This window comes from Pseudoflavonifractor sp. HNCC25GI2, from assembly GCF_058136395.1.
In genome coordinates, this window is the sequence record NZ_JBYUOW010000013.1 from 1 (window position 1) to 24,903 (window position 24,903).

Here is a 24,903-nt window from a genome sequence, read left to right on the forward strand (position 1 = left end):
TACTGCCTGCGGGGATTTTTTTGTGTTCTGCACGGAATTAAAGTCCCTTTTTCCGGTCCTCCGCAAGAAAAAGGCCTCCTCTGCCCGGTTGACAGAAAACCGAAAAAGGAGTATTCTTAATCCGTAAATAGAACATTAGTTCTATTATGACGTACCGACTTTTTCCTTCAAAAGGCCATGCCGTTTTTGGCCGCCGGTGCACACTTTGGCAACGGGAGCCGCCGCCTCATCCGCCCTTAGATAAGAAAAACGGCAACCCACGGCCCGCCGCCCGCTGGACGGCCACCAAGCCAGAGCCCAGCACGCGGGTCCGGTTTGGAAAGGAGCCGCACCCAAATGAGCGCGCGATAAGTTTTGAATAAAAAAACTCGTCGCAAGCGATATGACGCTTGCAGAATACTTCCCCGCCGCCCGAAGGGCGGCCACCAAACCGGAGCCCAGCACAGCGGGTCCGGTTTGGCAAGGAGCCGCAACAAAATGAGTGCGCGGTGATTTTTATAAAAAATCGCCGCAAACGATATGACGTTTGCGGCGACGTGGTGGAGGAGGGTGGATTCGCTTTTCTGCGGAAAAGCCCGGCGGTTGCAACGTGCCACCGGCACGTTGCCAAGAGCCGCCGTCTCATCCGCCCTCAGATAAGAAAAACGGCAACCCCTGACGGGGTCACCGTTTTTCTGGTGGAGGAGGGTGGATTCGAACCACCGAAGCGAAACGCAACAGATTTACAGTCTGCCCCCTTTGGCCACTCGGGAACTCCTCCATATGAAATTTTGGAGCTGGTGGACGGATTCGAACCCCCGACCTGCTGATTACAAATCAGCTGCTCTACCGACTGAGCTACACCAGCATGTCGGCCGTAATTGGCGCGTTCTGCCCAACAGCAAGGGATATTATAGCAGAGAGTTTTCCCCTTGTCAATCATTTTTTAAAAATTTTCTTGCCCCGCCAGGCTGCCCGGAAAATGCCTGGCGGGGACCTTATCACCGGGCATCTCAAACAGGAAGGAGGAATGATTCACGTATCTGCCGCGCACCAGGCTCAACCCGCCTCTGTGGGACAGCCAGCTGGAAGCTCCCCTCTGGCTTTGTCCCCTGTGCGGGTCAGAGCAATACCGCACGGACCTGGGCAGCTCCTGGCGAGGTCGTCGCATCTGCGCGCTCTGCCACGCCCGTCTGAATTACCACGAGAGAGAGGGATTATCATGACACTGCTGGAACTATCCGCCGAGTACCGCTCCCACGCCCACACGCTGGACCTGCGTATCTGCCAGCTGCAATACCGGCTGGAGCACACCCGAAATGCTGACCAGCGCTGCCAGCTGGAGGACCGCATCCGCATGCTGTCCACCATGCTCCGGGAGGCCCGGGAGCTGGCAGTCCTGACCGAGCGCTATTACGACAGGGGGTATCGGCGCAATGCCAAATACACGATATAGGCGGGGCAAGGTGTACGCCGCCGACATGGCGATGTACTCCCTCCAGATGTCAGCCGACAACAGCAAGGAAATAAGCCGTCTGAAGCGCAACCTTATCCGCTGCCTTCAGGAGGACGTCACGCCCCGGCAGCGCCAGGCTCTGCTGATGTACTACGCCCAGGGCATGAACATGCGGGAGATTGGCGAACAGCTGGGGGTGGACAAATCCACCGTCTCCCGCACCATCAAGCGGGGCGAGCGGCGGCTGCAGCGCTGTCTCCGCTACGGGGCGGAGGCCTACCTGCGAAACCTCTATCCGGACTGACCACCGGCAGCCAGTACTTTGGCAGCCGGAGCATCCATATAGCCCAGAGGTACGCATACCCTTGACACCAAACGCCAATTATATTAAAATTATGCTGTAAAATTGTATTTTTTCGAAAAAATATGTGCACTATTTACATCTATCTCCACCGAAGAAGATCCGACACAGAACAGAAAGGATGAGTCCCTTGGCTCTGTAACTCTCACTTCTCTGGTTCCTGTAACTGGAAACAGAATTTAAAATTCGTTGCTTGTCATGATAGTCACAGTGGTGCAGCAACAGAGTGAAGCTTATCCCTCTCCGTTTTTGGGAGAACTGACACTGATATTATAAGTGCAGTGCATGCTTTCATGTATGAGCATCTTTCAGTGGACAGGCAACGGTTTTAAAAAGATAGCTTCTTGATCAGAGCAAGTTTACACGCAATCGGAAAACAGAGGTTTATTATCCGGTTTTACCCTGCGCCAACCCGAAAGGAGGCCGCGAACATGCGAGAGAAGCTGGCGTCGCTGGGTGAGAAAAAATCAGTTTATGAGGTGCTTCTAATCTTCGACCTGTGCTACATTCTGTTCCTTCTGCGCTTTTACCAGCCCAGCGTGCGAAACTTTATCCTGTTCTGTATCCCCTGGCTCATCCAGTATGAGCTGCTCTGGCCTAAGATCTCTGCTCTGCGCAAGCAGGAGGGCAGCCGCTGCGACCGATACTGGAAAATGAGTTGGCTCGTCCTGCTCGCCTACGCGATCCCGCTCTTTCTGGTAACAAGAGGGATTCCCGACTTCCCCCGGGACTTGCGGCAGCGCATCGATTTCAGCATGTTTCTGGGCGCACTGCCGCTCCGGGATGCGTTTATCCTGTATAAGTTTTACAGGTCCTCCCCGGCCAACACTCCGCCTTCCCAAAAGGCGGCGGACTGAACGGTCTTTCCCGACCAGGCTGGACGATGCTTTCCCTACCATAGTTTCAAAAGGCAACGAGGGCGCGGCCAATGGCCGCGCCCTCGCTTTTTCTTTCCGAACAAAATCTTCCGGATTCTTGATTAGTAGGCCACGCCCCACAGGATACTGTGCTTGGCAGGCTTGCCGCAGCACACGCAGGTGTCGGACACCTTCTCCTGAGCGAAGGGCATGCACCGGGAGGAGACCCCGGCCACTTCCTTCATCTTCAGCTCGCAGGCCTCGTCGCCGCACCACATGGTCTTGGCGAAGCCGCCCTCGGTCTCCATGAACTCCTTGACCTCGTCCATGGTCATGCACACCTTGGTGTGGTCCTCCAGGTTCTTCTTGGCCCGCTCGTACAGACCGTTGTGCACCGCGTCCAGCAGCTCCTTGACGGTGCTCTCCAGCTCGGCCAGGGGGACAAAGACCTTCTCTCCGGAGTCCCGGCGGCAGATGCAGCACTGGCCCTTCTCCATATCCTTGGGGCCAATCTCCACACGCAGGGGCACGCCCTTCATCTCATACTGGGCGGCCTTCCAGCCCATGGACTGGTCGGAGGCATCCATGTCAGCGCGGACGCCGGCAGCCTTCAGGCGGTTCAGCAGGTCGGTGGCGGCGTCCAGCACGCCCTCCTTGTGCTGGGCCACAGGAATGACCATGGCCTGGATGGGGGCAATGCGGGGAGGCAGCACCAGGCCGTTGTTGTCGCCGTGGGTCATGATGATGCCACCGATCATGCGGGTGGACACGCCCCAGGAGGTCTGGTGGGGGTGGTGGAGCTGGTTGTCCTTGCCAGTGAAGGTGATGTCAAAGGCCCGGGCAAAGCCGTCGCCGAAGTAGTGGCTGGTACCGGCCTGGAGAGCCTTCCGGTCGTGCATCATGCACTCCACGGTGTAGGTCTCCTCGGCGCCGTTGAACTTCTCCTTGTCGGTCTTGCGGCCGCGGACCACGGGCATAGCCAGCACATTCTCCATGAAGTCGGCGTAGATGTTCAGCATGCGCATGGTCTCTTCCCGGGCCTCTTCCTCGGTGGCGTGCATGGTGTGGCCCTCCTGCCACAGGAACTCACGGTGGCGCAGGAAGGGACGGCTGGTCTTCTCCCAGCGCAGCACGGAGCACCACTGGTTGTAAAGCTTGGGCAGGTCCCGGTGGGAGTGAATGATGTTCTTATAGTGCTCGCAGAACAGGGTCTCACTGGTGGGACGGATGCAGTAGCGCTCCTCCAGCTTCTCGCTGCCGCCGTAGGTGACCCAGGCGCACTCGGGGGCGAAGCCCTCCACATGGTCCTTCTCCTTCTGCAGGAGGGACTCCGGAATCAGCATGGGCAGGTACACGTTCTCGTGTCCGGTCTCCTTGAACCGCTTGTCCAGCTCCGCCTGGATGTTCTCCCAGATGGCGTAGCCGTAGGGGCGGTAAATAAACATCCCCTTGATGGAGGAGTAGTCGATGAGCTCCGCCTTCTTACACACGTCGGTGTACCACTGGGCGAAGTCCACCTCCATATCGGTGATCTGCTCCACCTGCTTCTTATTGGGGTTCTGTGCCATATCTTCTCAGTCCTTTATTTCAAAATGGGATTGGAAAACTCGTATTCCTTATTGTAGGAAGCCCGGGGAAAAAAGTCAAGTTTTCCCCGCGAAATTGCAAAAAAACAGGGCCCACAGCCTGTCCGTTCAGGCATGCGGGCCCCGTTCATGTTCCGTTTTATTCCGTGTAATCGCCGTAGTAGTCGATCATGACGCCGTCCAGGTACTGCCAGTCCTCCTCCACCAGGGAGTAGTAGTTGTCATCCCCCAGCTCCAGCTGAAGCATGATCTCCTGGTCCGCCCCGTAGCTCAGCTGAGGCATCAGGCTCTCCACCTCTTCCAGCATGCCCATGGCATAGGCGGCATCAATGGCGGCATACTCCTCCTCGCTCACGTTGTTGAGCTGCTCCTGGGTGGTAATCCCCTTCTCCGCACAGGCGGCCTGCCAGTGCTCGGCATAGCTCTCCTCTGGAATCAGCGTCATAATCTCGATGGGCGACAGGGTGACCTCCACCACAAAGTCGCCGCTCTGCAGCTTGTCCGCCTCCCCAACGGTATACTGGGCGTGGGAGTAGATCTCCTTCACCAGGCTCTCCGCCTTGGCGGTCACCGCGTCATCGGGGTACTCCGCGCCAAGGAAGTAGTACAGCAGGTACTCCGCCTCCGCGGATACGTTGGCCTTGTACTTTTCCTCCGCATCAGCCTTGGTCATGTCCTCCACCAGCTCCAGGTATTCGTCGTTGTAGACCCCGCGGTAGACCGCGTCCAGCTCTCCCTGAATATAGGTGGAGGCGTCCATTCGGCTTACGCCGCAAGCGGCCAGCACGGTGGCCGCACAAAGAATCAGTCCGGCCAGACATGCGCTCCGGATATGCTTCATATGTATCCCATCCCTCATCTGTTTCTTTCCATTTCGCCCAAAAACCTTCCGTCCCTCTCTGATAATTTCTAGGCAAATTGTCCTCTTTATTGTATTGGATTCATCCCACAAAGTCAAGCTTGCCCCTGGGAAATGTTTATGCTACACTTGGGGCATCTCATCAAACGTTCTCAGTTGGAAAGGAGGAGTGGTCCATGGACGGCAGCCAGCGTCGGGCAGCCATTGCCCGGCTTCTCAGCTGTGCCAAGGGGCCCGTCAGCGCCGCCGTGCTGGCCCGGGAGTGTTCCGTCAGCCGGCAGATTATCGTGGGCGACGTAGCCCTGCTCCGCGCAGGCGGCATGGACATCGCCGCCACCCCCAGGGGCTATGTCATTCAGAGCTCTCCCGCCGGCCTGGTGCGCCGGGTGGCGGTGCGCCACGACGGGGCGGACATGGAGGCCGAACTCAACGCCATGGTGGACCAGGGCTGCACTGTGCTGGACGTCATTGTGGAGCATCCCATCTACGGCCAGCTCACCGGCCCGCTGCAGCTTGCCTCCCGCTACGACGTGGGCCAGTTTATTGCCCGCTGCCGCCAGGCGGAGGCCCTCCCCCTCTCCCAGCTCACCGAGGGCATTCATCTCCACACCCTCTCCTGCCCCGACCAGGCGGCCTATGACCGGGTGTGCCAATCCCTGTCCCAGCTGGGCTTTTTGCTGGAAGATTAGGGAAAAACGCCCTTCGCAACCACTGGTTGCGAAGATTCCAGCCCCGCCTGGTGGTTTCGCAACCGCCCCTTTGGTATGGTGGAACCAGAGGGGCCCTATGGAACCCTGTTTTTCCGCCGGCGCCCGCCCCATCCCAAATCCCGGCCAGGCCGATACGCTCTGGCCGGAATGAAACGGAGGCTACAATTATGACGCTGAGTGAAAAAATTCTTTCTTACCGCAAATCTGCCGGTCTCTCCCAGGAGGAACTGGCCGCCCGGGTGGGAGTATCCCGCCAGGCGGTGAGCAAATGGGAGACAGGGGAATCCACCCCCGAGCTGAGCAAGGTGGTCCTGCTGGCCAAGGCCTTCCATATTACCACCGACCAGCTGCTCTCCCCTGAGGCACCTCAGTCCTCCGCCCCCTCGTCCTCTCCCTCCAACGCTCCCGGACCCAAGTATCAGGCCATTCCGCTCTTTGGACGGATGGTGCGGCGATGGGGCTGGCTGGCAGGGGTCTACCTGTTTCTCCAGGGGGCGGGCATGACCCTGGTGGGGGGCATCGCCCGGTACGCCTTCTCCGCCATGATGGCGCCCGTCTACCAGTTTGAAGGGCTGCCCGGAACGGGGACGGAGGTCCTCTTTGCCGATGATCCCTTCACCCGCACCAGTTCCGTTTTTCTCACCATCCCCACCATAATCCTGGTCCTGGGTATCCTGGTCATGATTGCAGGAGCCATCCTCACCGCGCTGCTGTGGCGGGAGCGGACGAAGAACCCCTGAGGGATTTTTCGCCTCCTTTTCCTCCAATTTGCCCTGCGCAACCCAAAGTTTACGGTCCGTTCTTCCAACGCAACCGGAAATCGGTGGCACAGTTCCCCCCGCCGGGTTAAGATAGGGCCATCCTGAATCCCCCCTTGGAGGTGCTGGCTATGGCCTTTTCTGACAACCTGCAATTTCTCCGTGCCCGCCGCGGACTCACCCAAGAACAGCTGGCAGAGACGCTGAACGTCTCCCGCCAGAGCGTGAGCAAATGGGAGAGCGGCGCCGCCTTCCCGGAGATGGACACGCTGCTGAAGCTGTGTGAGCTCTATGAGGTGAGTCTGGACCTGCTGCTGCGGGGAGACACCCGGGCCAGTCTCCAGGCAGACTCCGACGGCTATGACGCCTTTTTCACCGCCCACAACCTTCGGGTGTCTCTGGGGGTAGGCGGAATCCTGCTGGGGGTGGCCCTCATGCTGCTGACCATGGCGGCCGGGCTGGCGGAAACGCTCTCCGTAGCCCTGCTGCTGACGGTGATTGCCGTCTGCGTGGTGGTGCTGGTGGCCAGCGGTCTGCTGGAGGAGGATTTCCGCAAGAAGCACCCCACCGTCCCCGACTGCTACACCCAGGAGGCCAGGGACGCCGCCCACCGGCGGTTCATCTGGCTCATGTGCGGAGGCATCGGCGGAATTCTGGCCGGAGTCGTCTTTCTGCTCCTCTTTTTTACCGTGTTCCCCGAACGGGAGCCCTATGAGCTGACCGCAGGGGGCGGCTTTTTCATCCTTCTGGCCCTGTCGATCTCCGCCCTCCTCTACGGCGGGATGGACCTGGAGAAGTACCAGGTGTGGAAGTACAACCGGGACAACAACCCCACTCCCCAGGTACGGGAGCGAAACAAGCTCATCGGCACCATCTGCTCCGCCATCATGATCACCGCCACCGCTGTCTATGTGGGACTGGGGCTGGCTCTGGACCTGTGGCGCACCGCCTGGTGGCTGTTTGCCGTGGGCGGCATCCTGTGCGGCCTGGTCCATGTGCTGCTGGACCCCTACAAGGACGATGACTGAAAATCCTGCTTCGGGACTTGACAAATTTCCCATTTCCAGTACAATGTGGTTTACACGTGTCTTGACACCTGTAAACCACATTTTTGTTTTGCTGTTTAGAGAGAGGTTGCGGTTTTATGAAGGAATTTCTGCAGCGGAAGAACATTGTCTTTTCCGCCAAGCGCTACGGCATTGACGCCCTGGGGGCCATGGCCCAGGGTCTCTTCTGCTCTTTGCTTATCGGCACCATTCTGGACACTCTGGGAGACCAGCTGGGAATCCCCCTCCTGGTAACCATGGGCGGCTACGCCTCTGCCATGAGCGGGGCGGCCATGGCGGTGGCCATCGGCTACGCTCTCCAGGCCTCCCCTCTGGTGCTCTTCTCCCTGGTCACCGTGGGCTACGCCGCCAACGCCCTGGGCTCCACCACCCTGGACGGAGGCAAAGGGGCCGGCGGCCCCCTGGCGGTGCTGTTCATCGCCATCATCGCCGCCGAGCTGGGCAAGGCAGCTTCCAAGGAGACCAAGGTAGACATCCTGGTGACCCCTCTGGTGACTATCTTCTCCGGAGTCGTCCTGTCGGCCTGGTGGGCCCCCGCTATTGGCACCGCCGCCTCCTCCGTGGGCGACTTCGTCAAGTGGGCCACGGTCCTCCAGCCCTTCTGGATGGGCATTCTGGTGTCGGTGGTCATCGGCGTCGCCCTCACCCTGCCCATCTCCTCGGCGGCCATCTGCGCAGCCATCGGCCTCACCGGTCTGGCCGGAGGCGCGGCGGTGGCGGGGTGCTGCGCCAACATGGTAGGATTTGCCGTCCTGTCCTTCCGGGAGAATAAGTGGGGCGGTCTGGTAAGCCAGGGCGTGGGCACCTCCATGCTTCAGATGCCCAACATTGTCAAGAACCCCAAAATCTGGCTGCCCGCCATCCTCACCTCCGCCATCACAGGCCCCATGGCCACCTGTCTGTTCCACCTGGAGATGAACGATCCCTCCGGGGGCGTGGCCTCGGGCATGGGCACCTGCGGCTTCGTGGGCCAGATCGGCGTATACGCCGGGTGGGTCAACGATGTGGCCAACGGCACCAAGGCCGCCATCACCTCCTTTGACTGGCTGGGCCTCATCCTTATCTCCTTCGTGCTGCCCGCCGTCCTCTGCTGGGCCTTTGGCCTCTTCTTCCGGAAAATCGGCTGGATCAAGGAGGGCGACCTGGTTCTGCCTCAGTAAGCGGTCTCTTTCTGTCAATTGCCGGGCTCTGACCGGAAAATTCTCCGGCCAGAGCCCCTTTTTTTCAAAAAATTCGGATTTTTCCCTTGACATTTCTCTCGATTCCGGTATAATAATTAAGCCTGTCATTGTGGGCAGGCACATCCTTGCCCCCGCAAATGGGGGCCATACGTCCATAAGGAGGTGCAAAACATGGCAAAGATCAATGCGAACTACGAGGCGGTTTACATCCTTGATCCCGCTCTGAGCGAGGAGCAGATTGCCGCTCTGGTGGCCAAGTTCAAGGGTGTCGTGGAGGCGAACGGTACTGTCTCCGAGATCGACGAGTGGGGCAAGCGCCGTCTGGCCTATCCCATCAACGATCTGATGGAGGGCTACTACGTCCTGATGACCTTCAACGCTGCCGCCGCTATCCCCGCCGAGCTGGACCGTATCTTCCGGATCACCGACGGCGTGATGCGTTCCCTGATTGTCTGCAAGGACCAGTAAGGGAGGAGCTGCGATGCTCAACAAGATTTTCCTCATGGGCCGTCTGACCCGTGATCCCGAGCTCCGGCGCACACAGACCGGAACTCCCGTTGCGTCCTTCTCCCTGGCCGTGGACCGGGACTTCAAGGACAAGTCCACCGGCGAGCGGGCCACCGACTTCATCGACGTGGTGGCCTGGCGTCAGACCGGCGAGTTTGTCAGCCGCTACTTCACCAAGGGCCGCATGGCCGTGGTGGAGGGCCGCCTGCAGATGCGCGACTGGACCGACAAGGACGGCAACAAGCGCCGCTCCGCCGAGGTCGTGGCTGACAATGTGTATTTCGGCGATTCCAAGCGGGACGGCGAGGGCGGCGGCTATGACCGCGGCTTTGGCCAGGGCGGCTACGCCGCCGGCGGATATTCCGCTCCCGCAGCCCCCTCCGGCTATGGCGCCCCCCCTGCGGACGGCGACCAGTTTGCCGAGCTTTCCGATGACGACGGCGAGCTGCCGTTTTGACTTTGACCGTTTCTGGTCGTAAAAAGGAGGTTTTTTCCATGGCTATGGATCGTGATAACAAGGCTCCCCGCGGCCGCAAGCGCCGCAAGGTCTGCGCCTTCTGCGTGGACAAGGTCGAGCAGATTGATTACAAGGACGCCGCCAAGCTGCGCCGGTTCACCTCCGAGCGGGCCAAGATTCTGCCCCGCCGTACCACCGGCACCTGCGCCATGCATCAGCGTCAGCTGACTGAGGCCATCAAGCGCGCCCGTCAGATCGCTCTGCTGCCCTACGTGACCGACTAATTGGTTCACAAAAGGCCCGTTTCTCTTGGAGGAACGGGCCTTTTTCTTACTTCTGCAAATGAAACGCGCGCGGTCCTCAAAAGGACCGCGCGCGTTTTTTCTTATTGACCGGCGCCCGCCTTCAGGGGCTTGGGGCAGACGGAAGCAGCTTCGTTCCCCTCCAGCTGCTCAGGCTGGTTGGGATAAATCCGGCGCAGGCGGCGGATACAGCCCATGCTGGCGGGAATGAGGAACAGATCCGCGGCAATCCAGGCCGCCGGAGAGGCAAAGCACACCGCGCTGTACCCGAACATGGGCACCAGGCCCATGCCTACGCCGGTGCGGGCCAGCATCTCCAGCACACCGGAGAAAATGGCAAAGGCACTGTACCCCATCCCCTGGATGGAGAAGCGGATGATGTTTACCAGGGCAAGAGGGAAAAAGAAGGCAGTCGCTGTGATGGTATACCGGGAGGTGAGCTCCACCAGCCAGGCCAGCTGGGGCTCGTTGGGGTTGAGGAACAGCATGGCGCAGGGCTGGGCAAAGAGGGTCATGGCCCCGAAGGCAATCACCGAATATCCCAGGCCCAGCAGGGAGCAGGAGCGGATGCCCTGGCCCAGCCGGTCCAGACGGCAGGCGCCCACATTCTGGCCGCAGTAGGTGGCCATGGTGGCCCCCATGGCGTCAAAGGGGCAGCCCAGCAGTTGGAAGAGCTTCACGCCCGCGGCCACCGCGGCCACATAGGTGCTGCCCAGCACGTTGACGGAGGACTGGAGAATGATGGAGCCAATGGCGGTGATGGAGTACTGCAGGCCCATGGGGATACCCATGGCGCACAGCACCTTGCAGGAGTGGCCGTCCAGCCGCCGCTCCTCCCGGGTCATGCGGAGAATGGGGTATTTTTTCACCATATAGGCCAGGCAGGCCAGGCCGGAGATTCCCTGGGACACCACGGTGGCGATGGCCGCCCCGGCCACGCCTGCCTCAAACCACAGGATAAGGGCAAAGTCCAGGAAAATATTCAGGAAGGAGGACAGGGCCAGGAAGTACACCGGCGTGCGGCTGTCGCCCAGGGAGCGGAGAATGCCCGCCAGCAGGTTATAGAGGAAGGTGGCGGGGATGCCCATGAAGATGACAAAAATGTAGGCGTTGGCTCCGGCAAAGATGTCCTCCGGGGTGCGCATCAGGGTGAGGATGGCCCGGCAGCCCAGGCCAGTGGCCACCGTCAGCACCAGTGCAAAGAGCGCGGAGAGATAGGCCGCGTTGGCCACGTACCGCCGCATCTTGGAGGGCTCGCCCGCCCCCATCCGCTGGGCCACCGGAATGGCAAAGCCGCTGCACACCCCGGTGCAGAAGCCGATGACGAAAAAGTTGATGGAGCCGGTGGATCCCACCGCCGCCAGGGCCTGGGCCCCCAGCAGCTTGCCCACGATCATGGTGTCCACCAGGTTATAGAACTGCTGGAACAGCAGGCCCAGCAGCGTAGGTACCGCAAACTGAAGAATCAGCCGCATGGGGCTGCCTTTGGTCAAATCCCGGGTCATTGCCTTCTCTCCTCTCCAGATCTTCCAATTCAAATCTCATTGCATACCGGATTATTATAGTCACCGGTTTCTGTCCTGCCTAGAGGTTTTTTTCACAATTTTTAGCAAGTTTTTGCCCGGGACCTCTTGTATATTCTGTTTCAAAGCCTCCGCCTCCCGTTGCTGTCCCTCACCCGGCAAAAAGGGCCGGACGGAAAACGCTCCGTCCGGCCCTTGGGCTATGCCTGAATATCTTGTTTACTTGCCCATCACCCGGGCCATCTGCACCATAGTGACCGCCACCTGAGCACGGGTTGCGGTGGCTTGAGGGGCAAAGGTACCGTCACTGCCGCCGCTCATGATGCCCAGCTGGTAGCACAGCTGCACGCCGCTCTGGGCATAGTCCGCGATAGACCCGGCGTCGGTATAGGAGGCCTGGCCGGGGTTCACCGTCTCATTGGAGTGGTCATAGCAGCCAAGGAAGGTACCGAACAGGGCCGCCATGTCCTGCCGGGTAATGGGAGCGGTGGGGTTAAAGTTCTCCGCCATGCCCGCAGGGATGAGGGGCTGGGCCCACTGCACATAAGTGTCGTACCAGGCTCCGCCGGTCACAGGGGTGAGGGTCTCCCCGGAGAACTGGCTGAGCACGGTCAGGAACTCCGCGTAGGTCATGTTGGCCTCAGGGGCGAAGGTGCCGTCCCCGGCCCCCGCGAACAGTCCCTTCTCGTACACCGTCTGCACGAAGCTGGCATACCAAGCGTCGGGAGAGACATCGGAGAACACCTGCTCCGGCTGCTCCGGTTCAGGATCCACAGGGGCGCTGCCGCTCTCCACCATGATATACATATCCTGGAACCAGTCCATGGTGTTGGTCTCCTCCAGCAGGTAGACTACACCGGGCTCGGGCACAAAAGCGGGGGCATTCTCACCCACTGCCTCATAGTCAGCATCGTAATAGCTGGCCGTACCCTGCTTCACGGAATCCAGCGTCCACGCATAGATTACCAGGGCGAAGCTCCCCATTGTCCGCGGGGTGAAGGTGGTCCCGGCAGGGAAAATATAGACGGTGTGCTGTTCGCCGTTTCTCCCGGTGACAGTGTCCGTTTTTACATAGCTGTTGCTGGGCACCATATAGTCCATTTCGGAGACATACTCCAGATAGGCGAAGGCAGAGGTAGCCAGCATGCCCACTACCATAGCCAGCGTCAGAATCCAAGAACACAATTTCTTCATTCTAAAACCGCTCCTTCTTTAATTTATTTTTTCTCCGGGCCGTACAAAGTTGCTTGCGGGTACTAAGCCCCCGCGCTTTTTCCCGTTCTTCGATTCAGAGTTTTACCGGCCCATCACTCGGGCCATCTGCACCATAGTGACCGCCACTTGAGCACGGGTTGCGGTGGCCTGGGGAGCAAAGGTACCGTCGCTGCCGCCACTCATGATGCCCAGCTGGTAGCACAGCTGCACGCCGCTCTGGGCATAGTCCGCGATAGACCCGGCGTCGGTATAGGATGCCTGGCCGGGATTCACCGTCTCATTGGAGTGGTCATAGCAGCCAAGGAAGGTACCGAACAGGGCTGCCATATCCTGACGGGTAATGGGAGCGGTGGGGTTAAAGTTCTCCGCCATACCCGCAGGGATGAGTTCTTTCTCCCTGGCCCAGCTGACATAGGTGTCGTACCAGGCCCCGCCGGTCACAGGGGTAAGGGTCTCCCCGGAGAACTGGCTGAGCACGGTCAGGAACTCCGCGTAGGTCATGTTGGCCTCAGGGGCGAAGGTCCCATTACCGGCCCCCGCAAACAGCCCCTTCTCATATACCGTCTCCACAAAGCTGGCATACCAAGCTTTGGGGTCCACGTCGGAGAAAATCCGCTCCGGCTGCTCCGGCTGGGAGGACCAGGTCCCCTGGTGCTTCTCCAGAAGGTAATACTCATCGTCGATCTCCGCGATGGCCAGTCCCTCGTTAAACGGGCTGATTTCGCTGTACTTTCCCAGAGCCTCCATGGGAATCACAAAGTTCCCCTTGGTGTCTACCACACCGTAGCAATAGCGGCTCCCGTTATAGACGGTGGCCAGGCCGTCCCGGAAGTCGTCAAGGAAACCGCCCGTCTCATCCTCCGGCGGAATGACAAACTTCCCCGTCTCCACATTCACCACGCCGGAATTTCCATTTTGATCGCGCACAATCAACAGGCCGGAGTGGACGCCTCTATTGTATAGCACATTATCCTCACTATAGCCCTCAACGTAGCAGTCTTTGCTGCGCCACACCAGCTCGCCTTCCCGATCAATAACGGCAGTTCCATCCACGCAGTCCAACACCAAATATCCCTCAAAAAAACCGCCGGACGGACTCACACCACTGCTCGTCTCCAGATCATCCACGGTGACCAGGGCCAGCCGACGGCCAGACTCATCAAAAATGCCGTACTCATTGCCCATGCCCCAGCCCATATAGCCGGTGTCCTGCGTTTGGAAGAAGAGCCCCTCAGACATCACGCTGGGCTCATAACGGGCATATTTCTCTCCCCCGGGGTCGGCCAGCACCGTTTTTCCGGACGTGTCGATATAGCGAAAGGCAGTGTCTCTGTCCGCCGACTTCACCAGAGCCACTCCGTCCACAAAGGGCGCGGCACTTCTGTAAATCGACGGAATCACCAGCTCCACGTCCCGGTTGATGTAGCCGTAATGGGCACCGGAATAGCTGTCATCAACCCCTTCTTCCGGCTCCGCTTCAACCGCCAGCAGGCCGTCGGAAAAGAGGCCGTCAAATCCCTTTTGCTCATATCCTTTGTCCGCCAGGGTCTGGGCCGAAACCACTATGTTTCCGTTCTTATCGGCAAAGCCATTGCTGTTGACGTCCCGGTCATAATAGCGGATCAGCCCATCCGAAAACGGCTCGTCGATTGCCAGCTCCAGGTTCTGGTTTCCGTACTTGGTCACCGTGATGTAATAGCCGTCCCCCTGGTAGACTTCCTGCGGTCCTGCCGCCGAAGCCGGCTCACAGGCCAGCCCCGCCGTCAGCGTCAGCGTCAGCGTCAAGGCGCAGGAGAGTGTCCCGGCAAGCGTCCGCTTCCACCGATGCTCCATGTCCTCTCAATCCTCCTTGTTTTGTTTGCCGTCGGGGGGCGGTCCGGCTAATCCAGCCCGCCCCCGTATTCTCATCTCAAAATTTACTTCCCCATCACCCGGGCCATCTGCACCATAGTGACCGCCACCTGAGCACGGGTTGCGGTGGCTTGGGGGGCAAAGGTACCGTCGCTGCCGCCGCTCATGATGCCCAGCTGGTAGCACAGCTGCACACCGCTCCGCGCATAGTCCGCGATAGACCCGGCATCGGTATAGGAGGCCTGGCCGGGGTTCACCGTCTCATTGGAGTGGTCATAGCAGCCAAGGAAGGTACCGAACAGGGCCGCCATATCCTGACGGGTAATGGGAGCGGTGGGGTTAAAGTTCTCCGCCATACCCGCAGGGATGAGCTCTTTCTCCCTGGCCCAGCTGACATAGGTGTCGTACCAGGCCCCGCCGGTCACAGGGGTGAGGGTCTCCCCGGAGAACTGGCTGAGTACGGTCAGGAACTCCGCATAGGTCATGTTGGCCTCGGGGGCAAAGGTACCGTTTCCGGCTCCCGCAAACAGCCCCTTCTCATATACCGTCTCCACAAAGCTGGCATACCAGGCGTTGGGGTCCACGTCGGAGAAAATCCGCTCCGGCTGCTCCGGTTCGGTAGGCTGCTCCGGCTGGGAGGACCAGGTTCCCTGGTGCTTCTCCAGAAGGTAATACTCATCGTCGATCACCGCGATGGCCAGGCCCTCGTTGAAGGGACCGATGTAGCTGTCTTCGCCCAGATCTCCCCTGGGAATTACAAAGTTCCCCTTGTCGTCTAACACGCCGTCGCCGAGACCTCGGGTATAGGCAGTGACCAGGCCGTCCCGGAAGTCGTCCTTGACAAAGATGTTGTCTTCCGTCGTGAACATAAACTCCCCGGTCTCCACATTGACCACGGCTTCCTTCTGATAACTATTCTCCACAATCAGCAGGCCGGAGTGGACGCCGCATCTGTAAAGCACGGAGTTCCCACTGCTATTGCCCGCAGGAGTGAAGCCTTTGCCGCGCCACACCAGCTCGCCTTCCCGATCAATAACGGTAGCTCCACCCCCGCCGTTCAGCACCAGATATCCTTCAGAAAAACCGCCGTACGGATACGCACTACCGCTCATCCCCAGGTCTTCCAGGTGGATCAGGGCCAGCCGCCGGCCAGACTCATCAAAAATACCGTACGTATCGTCATAACCGAGGTTCTGTGTTTGGAAGAAGAGCCCCTCAGACATTACGCTGGGCTGATAACGGGCATATCTCTCGCCCCCCGGGTTGTCCAACACGGTCTTCCCGGTCGTGTCGATGTAGCCGGAGGTAAGTTTATAGCCCCACTGCACCACGGCCACTCCGTCCACAAAGGGCTCGGCATGCCTGTAAATCGTCGGGATCACCAGCTCCACGTCCCGATTGATATAGCCGTAGTAATAGCCGGGATGGTCGTTATCCCGCCCGGATTCCGCCCTTGCGCCCACTGCCAGCAGGCCATCGGAAAAGAAAACGCCCGGACTGGTCTGCTGATATCCTCTGTCCACCAAGGCCTGAGCCGAAACCACCACGTTTCCGTTCTTGTCGGCAAAGCCATAACTTTGGGCATTCCGGTCGTAATAGCAGATCAGCCCATCCGAAAACGGCTGATTGGTTGCCAGATCCAAATTCTGGTTTCCGTACTTGGTCACCGTGATGTAGTAGCCGTCCCCCTGGTAAGCCTTCTTCATCTTCTCCGGCTGGGGAGGAGGCTGGATGGAGCCGGAGTTCTCCGCAGTGACCCACGCGTCACCCGCGTACCCATCGATATCGCTGTATACCTGAATCTCGTAGACGCCCTGGGCAGGCAACCCTTCCGTCTCCGGATTCCCGTAGTCGGAACTTATCACCATTTTACCGTCAACATAGGCCTGGACATTCGACAAGTGCAGCGGCGGAAATGAGTGAAACAGCGTTCCGGCCGGATAAACTGACACCTTGACGGTCTGTCCTTCGATGGTCATTTCCTTGATTCCAGTTGCAGGTTTGCTGCTTCCAACGTACTGGACATAGAACGGGTACACCTCATAGACCTCTCCCGTCTCGTACCACGCCGCAGCCAGCGCCGCCGGCATCAGGCACAGGCACATCACGCCAGTCAGCAGCAGAGAAATAATCCTCTTTTTCATTCCATCCGAGCTCCTTTCACACCATTTTTCTCATCCAGCTGCGTTTTCCTTCTCTCCGAAGCCGCGGCTCAAATGCGGTTCCCAGCCCGGACCTCGGCGTTCAGGATTGCGCCCGTTTTGGATCTCGTCTTCATGGTACATTAGTTCATCGCGGAAAACAATATGCTGGCAGCATAGTATCCGGCTGTTTTTTCTCTCCCCACGCAAAAAGGGCCGGACGGAGAAGAACTCCGCCCGGCCCTTGGGTTATGCCTGAATATCTTGTTTACTTACCCATCACCCGGGCCATCTGCACCATGGTGACCGCCACCTGAGCACGGGTTGCGGTGGCCTGAGGATTAAAGGTGCCGTCGCTGCCGCCGCTCATGATGCCCAGCTGGTAGCAAAGCTGCACGCCGCTCCGGGCATAGTCTGCAATAGCCCCGGCATCCTTGTAGGAGGCCTGGCCGGGGTTCACCGTCTCACCGGAGTGGTCATAGAGGCTGAGGAAGGTGCCGAACAGGGCCGCCATATCCTGACGGGTAATGGGAGCGGTGGGGTTGAAGTTCTCCGCCATGCCCGCCGGGATGAGGGGCTGGGCCCACTGCACATAGGTGTCGTACCAGGCTCCGCCGGTCACAGGGGTGAGGGTCTCCCCGGAGAACTGGCTGAGCACGGTCAGGAACTCCGCGTAGGTCATGTTTGCCTCGGGGGCGAAGGTGCCGTCCCCGGCCCCAGCGAACAGACCCTTCTCATACACCGTCTCCACAAAGCTGGCGTACCAGGCGTTGGGGTCCACATCGGAGAAAATCCGCTCCGGCTGCTCCGGCTCGGGGTCCGGCTGGCCAGAACCAGAGCCCTCCGCAGTGACCCACGCGTCACCCGCGTATCCATCGATATCGCTGTATACCTGAATCTCGTAGACGCCCCGGGCAGGCAACCCTTCCGTCTCCGGATTCACGTAGTCGGAACTCATTACCATTTTGCCGTCAACATAGGCTTCGAGATTCGACAAGTGCAGTGGAGGGAACGAGTGAAACAGCGTTCCGGCCGGATAAACCGACACCTTGACAGTCTGTCCTTCGATGGTCATTTCCTTGATTTCCGTTGCAGGTTTGCTGCTTCCAACGTACTTGACATAGAACGGGTACACCTCATAGACCTCTCCCGTCTCGTACCACGCCGCAGCCAGCGCCGCCACCGGCATCAGGCACAGGCACATCACGCCAGTCAGCAGCAGAGAAATAATCCTCTTTTTCATTCCATCCGAGCTCCTTTCACACCATTTTTCTCATCCAGCAGCGTTTTCCTTCTCTCCGAAGCCGCGGCTCAAATGCGGTTCCCAGCCCGGACCTCGGCGTTCAGGATTGCGCCCGTTTTGGATCTTGTCTTCATGGTATATTAGTTTATCGCAGAAAACAATATGCTGGCAGCATAGTATCCGGCTGTTTTTTCTTCCTCCACGCAAAAAGGGCCGGACGGAGAAACACTCCGCCCGGCCCTTGGGTTATGCCTGAATATCTTGTTTACTTACCCATCACCCGGGCCATCTGCACCATGGTGACCGCCACCTGAGCACGGGTTGCGGTGGCCTGAGGATTAAAGGTGCCGTCGCTGCCGCCGCTCATGATGCCCAGCTGGTAGCACAGCTGCACGCCGCTCTGGGCATAGTCTGCAATAGCCCCGGCATCCTTGTAGGAGGCCTGGCCGGGGTTCACCGTCTCACCGGAGTGGTCATAGAGGCTGAGGAAGGTGCCGAACAGGGCCGCCATGTCCTGACGGGTAATGGGAGCGGTGGGGTTAAAGTTCTCCGCCATGCCCGCCGGGATGAGGGGCTGGGCCCACTGCACATAGGTGTCGTACCAGGCCCCGCCGGTCACAGGGGTGAGGGTCTCCCCGGAGAACTGGCTGAGCACGGTCAAAAATTCCGCGTAGGTCATGTTGGCCTCGGGGGCGAAGGTGCCGTCCCCAGCTCCGGCGAACAGACCCTTCTCATACACCGTCTCCACAAAGCTGGCGTACCAGGCGTTGGGATCCACATCGGAGAAAATCCGCTCCGGCTGCTCCGGTTCAGGATCGGTGGGAACATTTCCGCCCTGCACCACAATGCAGGCATTGGTAAACCAGGTCAGCGTATCTCCCTGCTCCAGCAGATAAACCACGCCGGGCTCCGGTGTAAAGACCTTGTCGTCCCCCGGGTAGGACTGGAAAATGTACGACTCATCACGGTCCAGTCCTTTTACATCCCATACACGAAAAACGTCCATTCCGGACATAAAGTCCTTGCGGAAGGCAAAGGTCGTTCCGGCAGGAAATGTATAGAGCACATATTCCGTCCCGTCTTCCCGGGTATAACTCCCCTTCTCAACATAATTGTTGGAAGCCACCACCTGCGGCAGAAGATCAAACTCCTGCGCAAAAGCCGCCGCAGGCAAAAGACACATGAGCATCACAGCCGTCAACACACCTGCAAGAATCTTTTTCATCCAATTTCCGCTCCTTTCACACCATTTTTCTCATCCAACTTGGACTTTATCTTCATGGTACATTAGTTCATCCCGAAAAACAATATGCCGGCAGCATAGTATCCGGCTTTTTTCCTTCCCCCACGCAAAAAAGCCGGACGGAGAAGAACTCCGTCCGGCTCCCGGTTTTACTTGCCCACTGCCATTCTCCGGCAGGCCAGGGCGGTGGCCAGGAAGTAGCCTCCGTACACTGCCAAAAGCACCAAGGCGGTCATGAGGCTGCTGCCCACACTGTCCACCTTACCTGCCACGGCGATGAGGTCGTTGGCCGCCTTCATCCCCACAACGGTGTGGACCAGGGCCAGAGCCAGTGGCAGCAGGAAGGCCAGTGCCACCTGCTGGGTGGCGGACCGGGCCACCAGCTTCTCCTCCGCCCCCAGACGGCGCAGCATGGCGTACCGCCCGGTATTGTCCGCCGCCTGGCTCAGCTGCTGGAGGGCCAGCACCGCCGCCGCGGCCAGCAGGAAGGTAAAGCCCAGGTAGAGCCCCAGAAACAGGGCCAGCAGCTTGCTGCCCATCAGGTCCTGATAAACGAGCAGTTTGCTGTTCATGATGATGGTGTAGTCCAGATTCAGGGCACGCAGGAGGGGAAGCAGGGCCTCCTCTGTCTCCTCCGGGTCGCCGGCATAGTTGGCCGACCACACCTGGCGGCGCACCTCCAGCTGCCGGGCGGTCTCATCCTCCGTCACCGCCACCGTGAGCCCCAGGCCGCCGGTGGCCAGGTCCTCGCCCCAGGTGTCCAGTACCCGGGCCTCGCCGGGCTCCAGGGTGATAGGCTCTCTGCCTTGGGAGGCCATGAGGGCGTTATAGTCGGACAGGGCCATGACGGCGCTGACCTCGTTGGTCCCCGAGAGGGCAGGATCGTTATAGTAGTAGGTGACCGACCACTGGCCCGAGAGCCTCTCCTGCGGGTCAAAGCCCGCCTCCTCCAGCAGGGCCATAAAGTCAATCTCCCCCTTGCTGTCCGCCGACTGGTTCTGGACGCTGATGTCGTAGGGGGCCTGCTGGCGGGTGGCCGCCTCCATGGTCTGATTGAGGCCCACCGAGCTGGCGGTGATGCCCATGGCCAGCAGCAAAAGAATGCAGATGACTGTATTGGACAGATAGGTGGTATGCACCTTGCTGATCCACTGGCGCAGGGTAAAGAGGTTGAGGTTTTTGTAATAAATCCTGGGCCGCCCCTGGACCAGCCGCAGCACAAAGCCGGACAGGGACCGGAAAATGAGCAGGGTCCCCAGGGTACCCAGCGCCAGCATGGGGATGCAGATGGGCAGCACGGCCACAGCAATGGCCATGCCGAAGGTGAGGAGCAATGCGTAGGCCGCCGCCAGACACAGCACACCCAGGCCGAACTGGACCACCGACCAGCTCAGGGGCCGCTGGTGCAGCACCTCGTTTTTCCGGTTCCCCTGCATGAGGTCAATGAGCTTGGCCCGGGACACCTGCAGGCCGCTGAGAACCATGACCAGCAGGAAAATAATTCCGAAGCACACCACCGTCTTGCCCGCCGCCTTCAGGGAAAAGTGCAGGGCCAGCATCCCGGACAGGTCCATCTGGAACATGGACAGGGTGAGGGCGGACAGGCCACAGGAGGCAGCCACCCCAAGGGCCAGCCCGGCAACCAGGGAGATAAGGCCGATGGCCCCCGTCTCCAGCACCAGCAGCCGGGACACCTGTCCCTGGCTCAGACCCAGCAGCAGGTAGGTGCCCAGCTCCCGCTTCCGCCGCCGCAGCAGAAACCTGTTGGCGTACACAATGAGGCAGGCCAGCACCACCGCCACAAAGACGGAAAAGATGTCGATGAGCATCTGGATAGACTCCGCCACAGGAGTTTCGTTCTGGGCCAGATAGACCATGGCCCCCTGACCCTCCACGGAGTTAAAGGTATAAAAGAGACACACCCCAAAGGTGAGGGTAAGCAGGTACACGCCGTAGTCCCGGAAGGACCGGCGCACGTTGCGCAGAGCCAGCTTAGAGAACATCTTCCATCTCTCCTCCCAGCTGGGACACCACCCGAATGATTTGCTGGAAGAAGGCCTTCCGGTCCCGGCCCTCCCGCCGCAGCTCCAGAAACAGCTTGCCGTCCCGGAGGAACACCACCCGCCCGCAGCAGCTGGCGGTGAAGGCGTCGTGGGTAACCATAAGGATGGTGGCGCCCCGCTCCCGGTTCAGCACCTCCAGCCGCTCCAGCAGCAGCCGGGCCGACTTGGAGTCCAGAGCTCCCGTGGGCTCGTCGGCCAGCACCAGGGCCGGATGGGTCACCATGGCCCGGGCGGCGGCACACCGCTGCTGCTGGCCGCCGGACATCTGGTAGGGGTACTTGTTCAAACAGTCCTCAATGCCCAGAAGCCGGGCCATCTCCTCCACCCGGCCGGGGATCTCCCCCGCGGGGGCCTTCACAATGGCCAGGGCCAAAGCAATATTTTCAAAGGCGGTCAGGGTGTCCAGCAGGTTGCAGTCCTGAAAAATGAAGCCCAGCCGCTCCCGGCGGAAGCGGGAGAGCTCCTTTCCCCGCAGCCCGGTGAGCTCCCGCCCGTCGATGACGATGGAGCCCGAGGTGGGCCGGTCGATGGTGGACACGCAGTTGAGCAGGGTGGTCTTACCGGAGCCCGAGGGACCCATGACCCCCACAAACTCTCCCGCCTCCAAAGACAGGGACACCCCGTCCAGCGCCCGGGTGGACGCACTCCCCCGGCCATAGACCCGGGTGAGGTCACTAACCTTTAAAATTTCCTCCATATCCGTTTCCTTCCTCACACCCGGCCCGTCCTCCCGGTGCGGGCCTTGAACTGTATTAGAGGATATCATACAGTTTGCAAAAATGCTTTAAAGGTTCCCTGAGGATTTTATTAAGCTTCTCTTAAAAAACGGAAAAAGGCGGGACCAAGGTCCCGCCTTTCGGCTTTCTTATAAGAGGAACAGCCAGGTCATCCACCCCGCCGAGGCCGCCGCAGCCCCCACGGCGCCCCAAACCACTCCGGGCAGCCGGTTGAGCCGCCTTCTCCAGGCCCGGCCCTGCTTGAGATAGCCGTCCGCCGCCTGGCGGGCCTCCTTCAGCACCTGGTCGGCGCTGACCCCCTCCCGGGCCAGAGCCTCCTCCTTCACAATAAAAATAGCCTCCTCAAAGAGCTTGGGGTCGGGAGACTTGACTAAAATCACCTGCCGGGTAATCCCCTTCACCATGGTATGTCCTTCCTTTCCGGAACCCGCTTGTCCAGTATTTGCCTCTAGTCTGTCCCGATTTTCCCCGGTATATTCCCCCTTGTCCCATCCGTACACTAGGGCCAGATGAAACGGGGGGATGGACATGGAACAGGAACTGGAATGGCGGGATCTGGGGGAGCTGTTTGTGCTGTACCTGGTAAACGGCTTTCTTATTGCGCTCCTGCAGTGGGCGGCACTGGCCGGCTAGGGAGCGTCAGCGGCCCAGCCACCGGCCGTACTCCCCCGCCGGGCGCACCCGGCCCACGGCGGACAGGGAGGCCTGGTCCCAGCGGAAGATTTCCCCGGCCAGCTGCCGGAGCTGCTCCCGGGTGACGGCGTCGTAGGCCGCCAGAATCTCCTCCTGGGTCCGCACCCGGCCGTAGAGGAGCTCCGAGGCCCCCATGGAGCTCATGCGGCTCTGGACGGACTCGGCGCTCATGAGAAGGCCCGCCTTGGCCTGCTCCCGCACCCGGTCCAGTTCCTCCTGGGTGGGGCCGTGGTCGGCTAGATCGCTGACCACCCCCCGCAGGGTGTCCAGAGCCAGCTCCTCCTGCTCCTTTCCCAGAGCGGCGTAGATGCCCAGAAGGCCGGTGTCCGCGTGGTCGGCCACATAGGAGTAGACGGTGTAGCAGAGGCCCCGCTCCTCCCGCACCTGCTGGAAGAGCCGGGAGGAGCAGCCGCCGCCCAGCAGAGAGTTGAGCAGCATCAGCTGCTCCCGCCGGGGGTCCAGATAGGTGAGGGCCGGGAAGGCCAGCAGCAGATGGTTTTGCTCAATGGCCTTTTTCCGGGACGTGACGGCGGGGCGGTAGGCGGCCGGGGCCTGCTGGGCCAGCGGTCCGGGCTCCAGGCCGGAGATGAGCCCCGCCAGCCGGTCCGCCTGCTCCCGGGTAAAGCTGCCCGCCAGGGAGACCACCAGCGCTCCGGGGCGGTAGTGCTCCCGCTGCCACTGCTGAAGGCTCTCCCCCGTCATCCCCGCCAGGGTGGCCTGGGTGCCCAGAATGGGACGGGCCAGGGGGCTGCCCTTATACACCGCCGCCGACAGCCGCTCGGCGGTCAGATCCTCGGGGGTATCCTCGTACATGCCGATTTCTTCCAGAATCACGCCCCGCTCCAGCTCCACGTTCCCCTGGTCAAAGCGGGAGTGGAAGAGCATATCACTTAAAATGTCCATGCCCTGGTCCAGATGCTTGTCCAGCACCCGGGCATAGAAACAGGTGTGCTCCTTGGTGGTATAGGCGTTGAACTGCCCCCCCAGGGCGTCCATGTCCCGGGCCAGCTGGGCGGCAGACCGGGTCTGGGTACCCTTGAAGAGCATGTGCTCAATAAAGTGGGCGGAGCCGTTCTCCTCCGCCGCCTCGTGGCGGGAGCCCACCCCCACAAAAAAGCCCAGGGCGGCGGACCGGGCGCCGGGCACCGCCCGGGTCAGCAGCCTCGCTCCGTTGGGCAGGGTCGTCTTCTGATAATCCATCGTCTCTCCTCATCTCTCTCCGTGGTGTTCAAAAGTATAGCACAAAGAAGGGAAACCGTCCATGCTCCCCCAAAAGCGGAAAATTTTTTCTCCCCATGTATAACCTTCCTCCCCCTTGTCCAAACTAGCGCTACGGAGGTGGTTTTCCCTTGAAAAAGCGAACCATACTGGAAACATTAGGCGACTTTGTGCTGGGAAAAGGGTTTTACATCGTCCTGTTCCTGTGCGTCGCCACCATAGGAATTTCGGGCTACTACTTTCTTCGCAGCATGAACAGCGAGCCGGAGGTCACCGAGCCGGTTACCGGCAATCCCACCGTGGTGCTCCCCGACTCGGAGGCCAACGGGCCCGATCCCGCAGGCTCCATCACCCCGGACACGGATTTGGACGAGGACGCCGCAAATACTGAAGAGGTTACCGAGCCCGACCAGCAGACAGAGGCCGACCCGGACGCCCAGTCCCAGACGGAGGCGGCGGATCCCGCCGACGAGTCCTCCGGCCCGGTGGTCTACACCTGGCCGGTGAAGGGTGAGATTCTCCGGGACTTCAGCGCGGAGACCCTGTCCCTGGACCCCACCCTGGGCGACTGGCGCACCCACGGCGGAGTGGACATTGCCTCCACCCTGGGCGTTGAGGTGCTGGCCCTCTGTTCGGGCACCGTCTCAGAGGTATATGACGACGGGCTCATGGGCACCACGGTGGTCATTGACCACGGCAACGGTCTGAGCGCCGCCTACTGCAACCTGGCCGGCCAGCCCACGGTGGAGTCGGGGGACGTGGTGGAGACCGGCACCATCATCGGTACAGTGGGTGACACCGCCATCGCCGAGAGCGGCATGCCCGCCCACCTGCATCTGGAAGTCAGCCTGAACGGCATCCTGGTGGACCCCACCGAATATCTGCCCGACCTCTGA

The 24,903-nt window shown here is 60.2% G+C and carries 23 protein-coding genes and 2 tRNA genes; 11 read left to right on the forward strand and 14 right to left on the reverse strand.

Features of this window, described 5'->3' with window-relative positions:
* Positions 1 to 675: 675 nt before the first annotated feature.
* Both AC3YUO_RS12190 and AC3YUO_RS12195 read right to left on the reverse strand, forming a co-directional pair.
* Positions 676 to 760: transfer RNA gene (locus AC3YUO_RS12190), tRNA-Tyr, on the reverse strand.
* A gap of 11 nt (positions 761 to 771) precedes the next feature.
* Positions 772 to 847 (reverse strand) — tRNA-Thr (locus AC3YUO_RS12195).
* A gap of 354 nt (positions 848 to 1,201) precedes the next feature.
* Between AC3YUO_RS12195 and AC3YUO_RS12200 the strand changes: the two genes are divergently transcribed.
* The 3 genes from AC3YUO_RS12200 (at position 1,202) to AC3YUO_RS12210 (ending at position 2,653) form a co-directional block, all read left to right on the forward strand.
* Positions 1,202 to 1,435: a hypothetical protein gene (locus tag AC3YUO_RS12200; RefSeq protein WP_489963317.1), complete on the forward strand. Its 234-nt coding sequence runs from the start codon at positions 1,202 to 1,204 to the stop codon at positions 1,433 to 1,435.
* On the forward strand, positions 1,416 to 1,739 hold the full coding sequence (locus tag AC3YUO_RS12205; protein ID WP_489963318.1) for a sigma-70 family RNA polymerase sigma factor: 324 nt from the start codon (positions 1,416 to 1,418) through the stop codon (positions 1,737 to 1,739). Before AC3YUO_RS12200 ends, AC3YUO_RS12205 begins: the two co-directional genes overlap by 20 nt.
* Positions 1,740 to 2,227: 488 nt before the next feature.
* On the forward strand, positions 2,228 to 2,653 hold the full coding sequence (locus tag AC3YUO_RS12210) for a hypothetical protein (protein ID WP_489963319.1): 426 nt from the start codon (positions 2,228 to 2,230) through the stop codon (positions 2,651 to 2,653).
* Between the two features lie 122 nt (positions 2,654 to 2,775).
* On the opposite strand, the gene proS is transcribed toward AC3YUO_RS12210, so the two are convergent.
* Both proS and AC3YUO_RS12220 read right to left on the reverse strand, forming a co-directional pair.
* On the reverse strand, positions 2,776 to 4,221 hold the full coding sequence (gene proS / locus AC3YUO_RS12215; protein ID WP_489963320.1) for a proline--tRNA ligase: 1,446 nt from the start codon (positions 4,219 to 4,221) through the stop codon (positions 2,776 to 2,778).
* 157 nt (positions 4,222 to 4,378) lie between these two features.
* A complete protein-coding gene (locus AC3YUO_RS12220; RefSeq protein WP_489963321.1) occupies positions 4,379 to 5,080 on the reverse strand; it encodes a hypothetical protein in 702 nt (233 codons plus the stop codon).
* Positions 5,081 to 5,274: 194 nt separating this feature from the next.
* On the opposite strand from AC3YUO_RS12220, the gene AC3YUO_RS12225 reads away from it, so the two are divergent.
* The 7 genes from AC3YUO_RS12225 (at position 5,275) to rpsR (ending at position 10,062) form a co-directional block, all read left to right on the forward strand.
* Entirely contained in the window at positions 5,275 to 5,787 is a 513-nt protein-coding gene (locus tag AC3YUO_RS12225) for a transcription repressor NadR (RefSeq protein ID WP_489963322.1), read from the forward strand.
* 188 nt (positions 5,788 to 5,975) lie between these two features.
* Entirely contained in the window at positions 5,976 to 6,548 is a 573-nt protein-coding gene (locus AC3YUO_RS12230) for a helix-turn-helix transcriptional regulator (protein ID WP_489963323.1), read from the forward strand.
* Between the two features lie 149 nt (positions 6,549 to 6,697).
* Positions 6,698 to 7,594, forward strand: coding sequence for a helix-turn-helix transcriptional regulator (locus tag AC3YUO_RS12235; RefSeq protein WP_489963324.1), 897 nt, complete (start codon positions 6,698 to 6,700; stop codon positions 7,592 to 7,594).
* Between the two features lie 116 nt (positions 7,595 to 7,710).
* A complete protein-coding gene (locus AC3YUO_RS12240; protein ID WP_489963325.1) occupies positions 7,711 to 8,793 on the forward strand; it encodes a PTS sugar transporter subunit IIC in 1,083 nt (360 codons plus the stop codon).
* 192 nt (positions 8,794 to 8,985) lie between these two features.
* Positions 8,986 to 9,282 (forward strand): 30S ribosomal protein S6, encoded by a 297-nt coding sequence (gene rpsF, locus AC3YUO_RS12245; protein ID WP_489963326.1) that lies wholly within the window; start codon positions 8,986 to 8,988, stop codon positions 9,280 to 9,282.
* A gap of 13 nt (positions 9,283 to 9,295) precedes the next feature.
* On the forward strand, positions 9,296 to 9,778 hold the full coding sequence (locus AC3YUO_RS12250) for a single-stranded DNA-binding protein (RefSeq protein ID WP_489963327.1): 483 nt from the start codon (positions 9,296 to 9,298) through the stop codon (positions 9,776 to 9,778).
* A gap of 38 nt (positions 9,779 to 9,816) precedes the next feature.
* On the forward strand, positions 9,817 to 10,062 hold the full coding sequence (rpsR, locus tag AC3YUO_RS12255; protein WP_118643543.1) for a 30S ribosomal protein S18: 246 nt from the start codon (positions 9,817 to 9,819) through the stop codon (positions 10,060 to 10,062).
* Positions 10,063 to 10,163: 101 nt separating this feature from the next.
* Here rpsR and AC3YUO_RS12260 read toward each other — a convergent pair whose 3' ends face one another.
* From AC3YUO_RS12260 to AC3YUO_RS12305, 10 genes are all read right to left on the reverse strand, one after another.
* Positions 10,164 to 11,585: an MATE family efflux transporter gene (locus tag AC3YUO_RS12260; RefSeq protein ID WP_489963328.1), complete on the reverse strand. Its 1,422-nt coding sequence runs from the start codon at positions 11,583 to 11,585 to the stop codon at positions 10,164 to 10,166.
* Positions 11,586 to 11,822: 237 nt separating this feature from the next.
* Positions 11,823 to 12,797, reverse strand: coding sequence for an S-layer homology domain-containing protein (locus AC3YUO_RS12265; RefSeq protein WP_489963329.1), 975 nt, complete (start codon positions 12,795 to 12,797; stop codon positions 11,823 to 11,825).
* A 102-nt stretch (positions 12,798 to 12,899) separates the two neighbouring features.
* A complete protein-coding gene (locus AC3YUO_RS12270) occupies positions 12,900 to 14,651 on the reverse strand; it encodes an S-layer homology domain-containing protein (protein ID WP_489963330.1) in 1,752 nt (583 codons plus the stop codon).
* A gap of 83 nt (positions 14,652 to 14,734) precedes the next feature.
* The gene (locus AC3YUO_RS12275; protein WP_489963331.1) at positions 14,735 to 16,813 is read right to left on the reverse strand and encodes an S-layer homology domain-containing protein; all 2,079 of its coding nucleotides are present in this window, start codon (positions 16,811 to 16,813) and stop codon (positions 14,735 to 14,737) included.
* Positions 16,814 to 17,078: 265 nt separating this feature from the next.
* Complete coding sequence (locus tag AC3YUO_RS12280) at positions 17,079 to 18,053, reverse strand: S-layer homology domain-containing protein (protein WP_489963332.1); 975 nt, start codon at positions 18,051 to 18,053, stop codon at positions 17,079 to 17,081.
* 265 nt (positions 18,054 to 18,318) lie between these two features.
* On the reverse strand, positions 18,319 to 19,278 hold the full coding sequence (locus AC3YUO_RS12285; protein ID WP_489963333.1) for an S-layer homology domain-containing protein: 960 nt from the start codon (positions 19,276 to 19,278) through the stop codon (positions 18,319 to 18,321).
* Between the two features lie 167 nt (positions 19,279 to 19,445).
* Positions 19,446 to 21,299: an FtsX-like permease family protein gene (locus tag AC3YUO_RS12290; RefSeq protein ID WP_489963334.1), complete on the reverse strand. Its 1,854-nt coding sequence runs from the start codon at positions 21,297 to 21,299 to the stop codon at positions 19,446 to 19,448.
* Entirely contained in the window at positions 21,289 to 22,056 is a 768-nt protein-coding gene (locus AC3YUO_RS12295; RefSeq protein ID WP_489963335.1) for an ABC transporter ATP-binding protein, read from the reverse strand. Before AC3YUO_RS12295 ends, AC3YUO_RS12290 begins: the two co-directional genes overlap by 11 nt.
* A 168-nt stretch (positions 22,057 to 22,224) precedes the next feature.
* A complete protein-coding gene (locus AC3YUO_RS12300) occupies positions 22,225 to 22,500 on the reverse strand; it encodes a translation initiation factor 2 (RefSeq protein WP_489963336.1) in 276 nt (91 codons plus the stop codon).
* Between the two features lie 235 nt (positions 22,501 to 22,735).
* Complete coding sequence (locus tag AC3YUO_RS12305; RefSeq protein ID WP_489963337.1) at positions 22,736 to 23,989, reverse strand: M16 family metallopeptidase; 1,254 nt, start codon at positions 23,987 to 23,989, stop codon at positions 22,736 to 22,738.
* A 149-nt stretch (positions 23,990 to 24,138) separates the two neighbouring features.
* Between AC3YUO_RS12305 and AC3YUO_RS12310 the strand changes: the two genes are divergently transcribed.
* Complete coding sequence (locus AC3YUO_RS12310) at positions 24,139 to 24,903, forward strand: peptidoglycan DD-metalloendopeptidase family protein (protein ID WP_489963338.1); 765 nt, start codon at positions 24,139 to 24,141, stop codon at positions 24,901 to 24,903.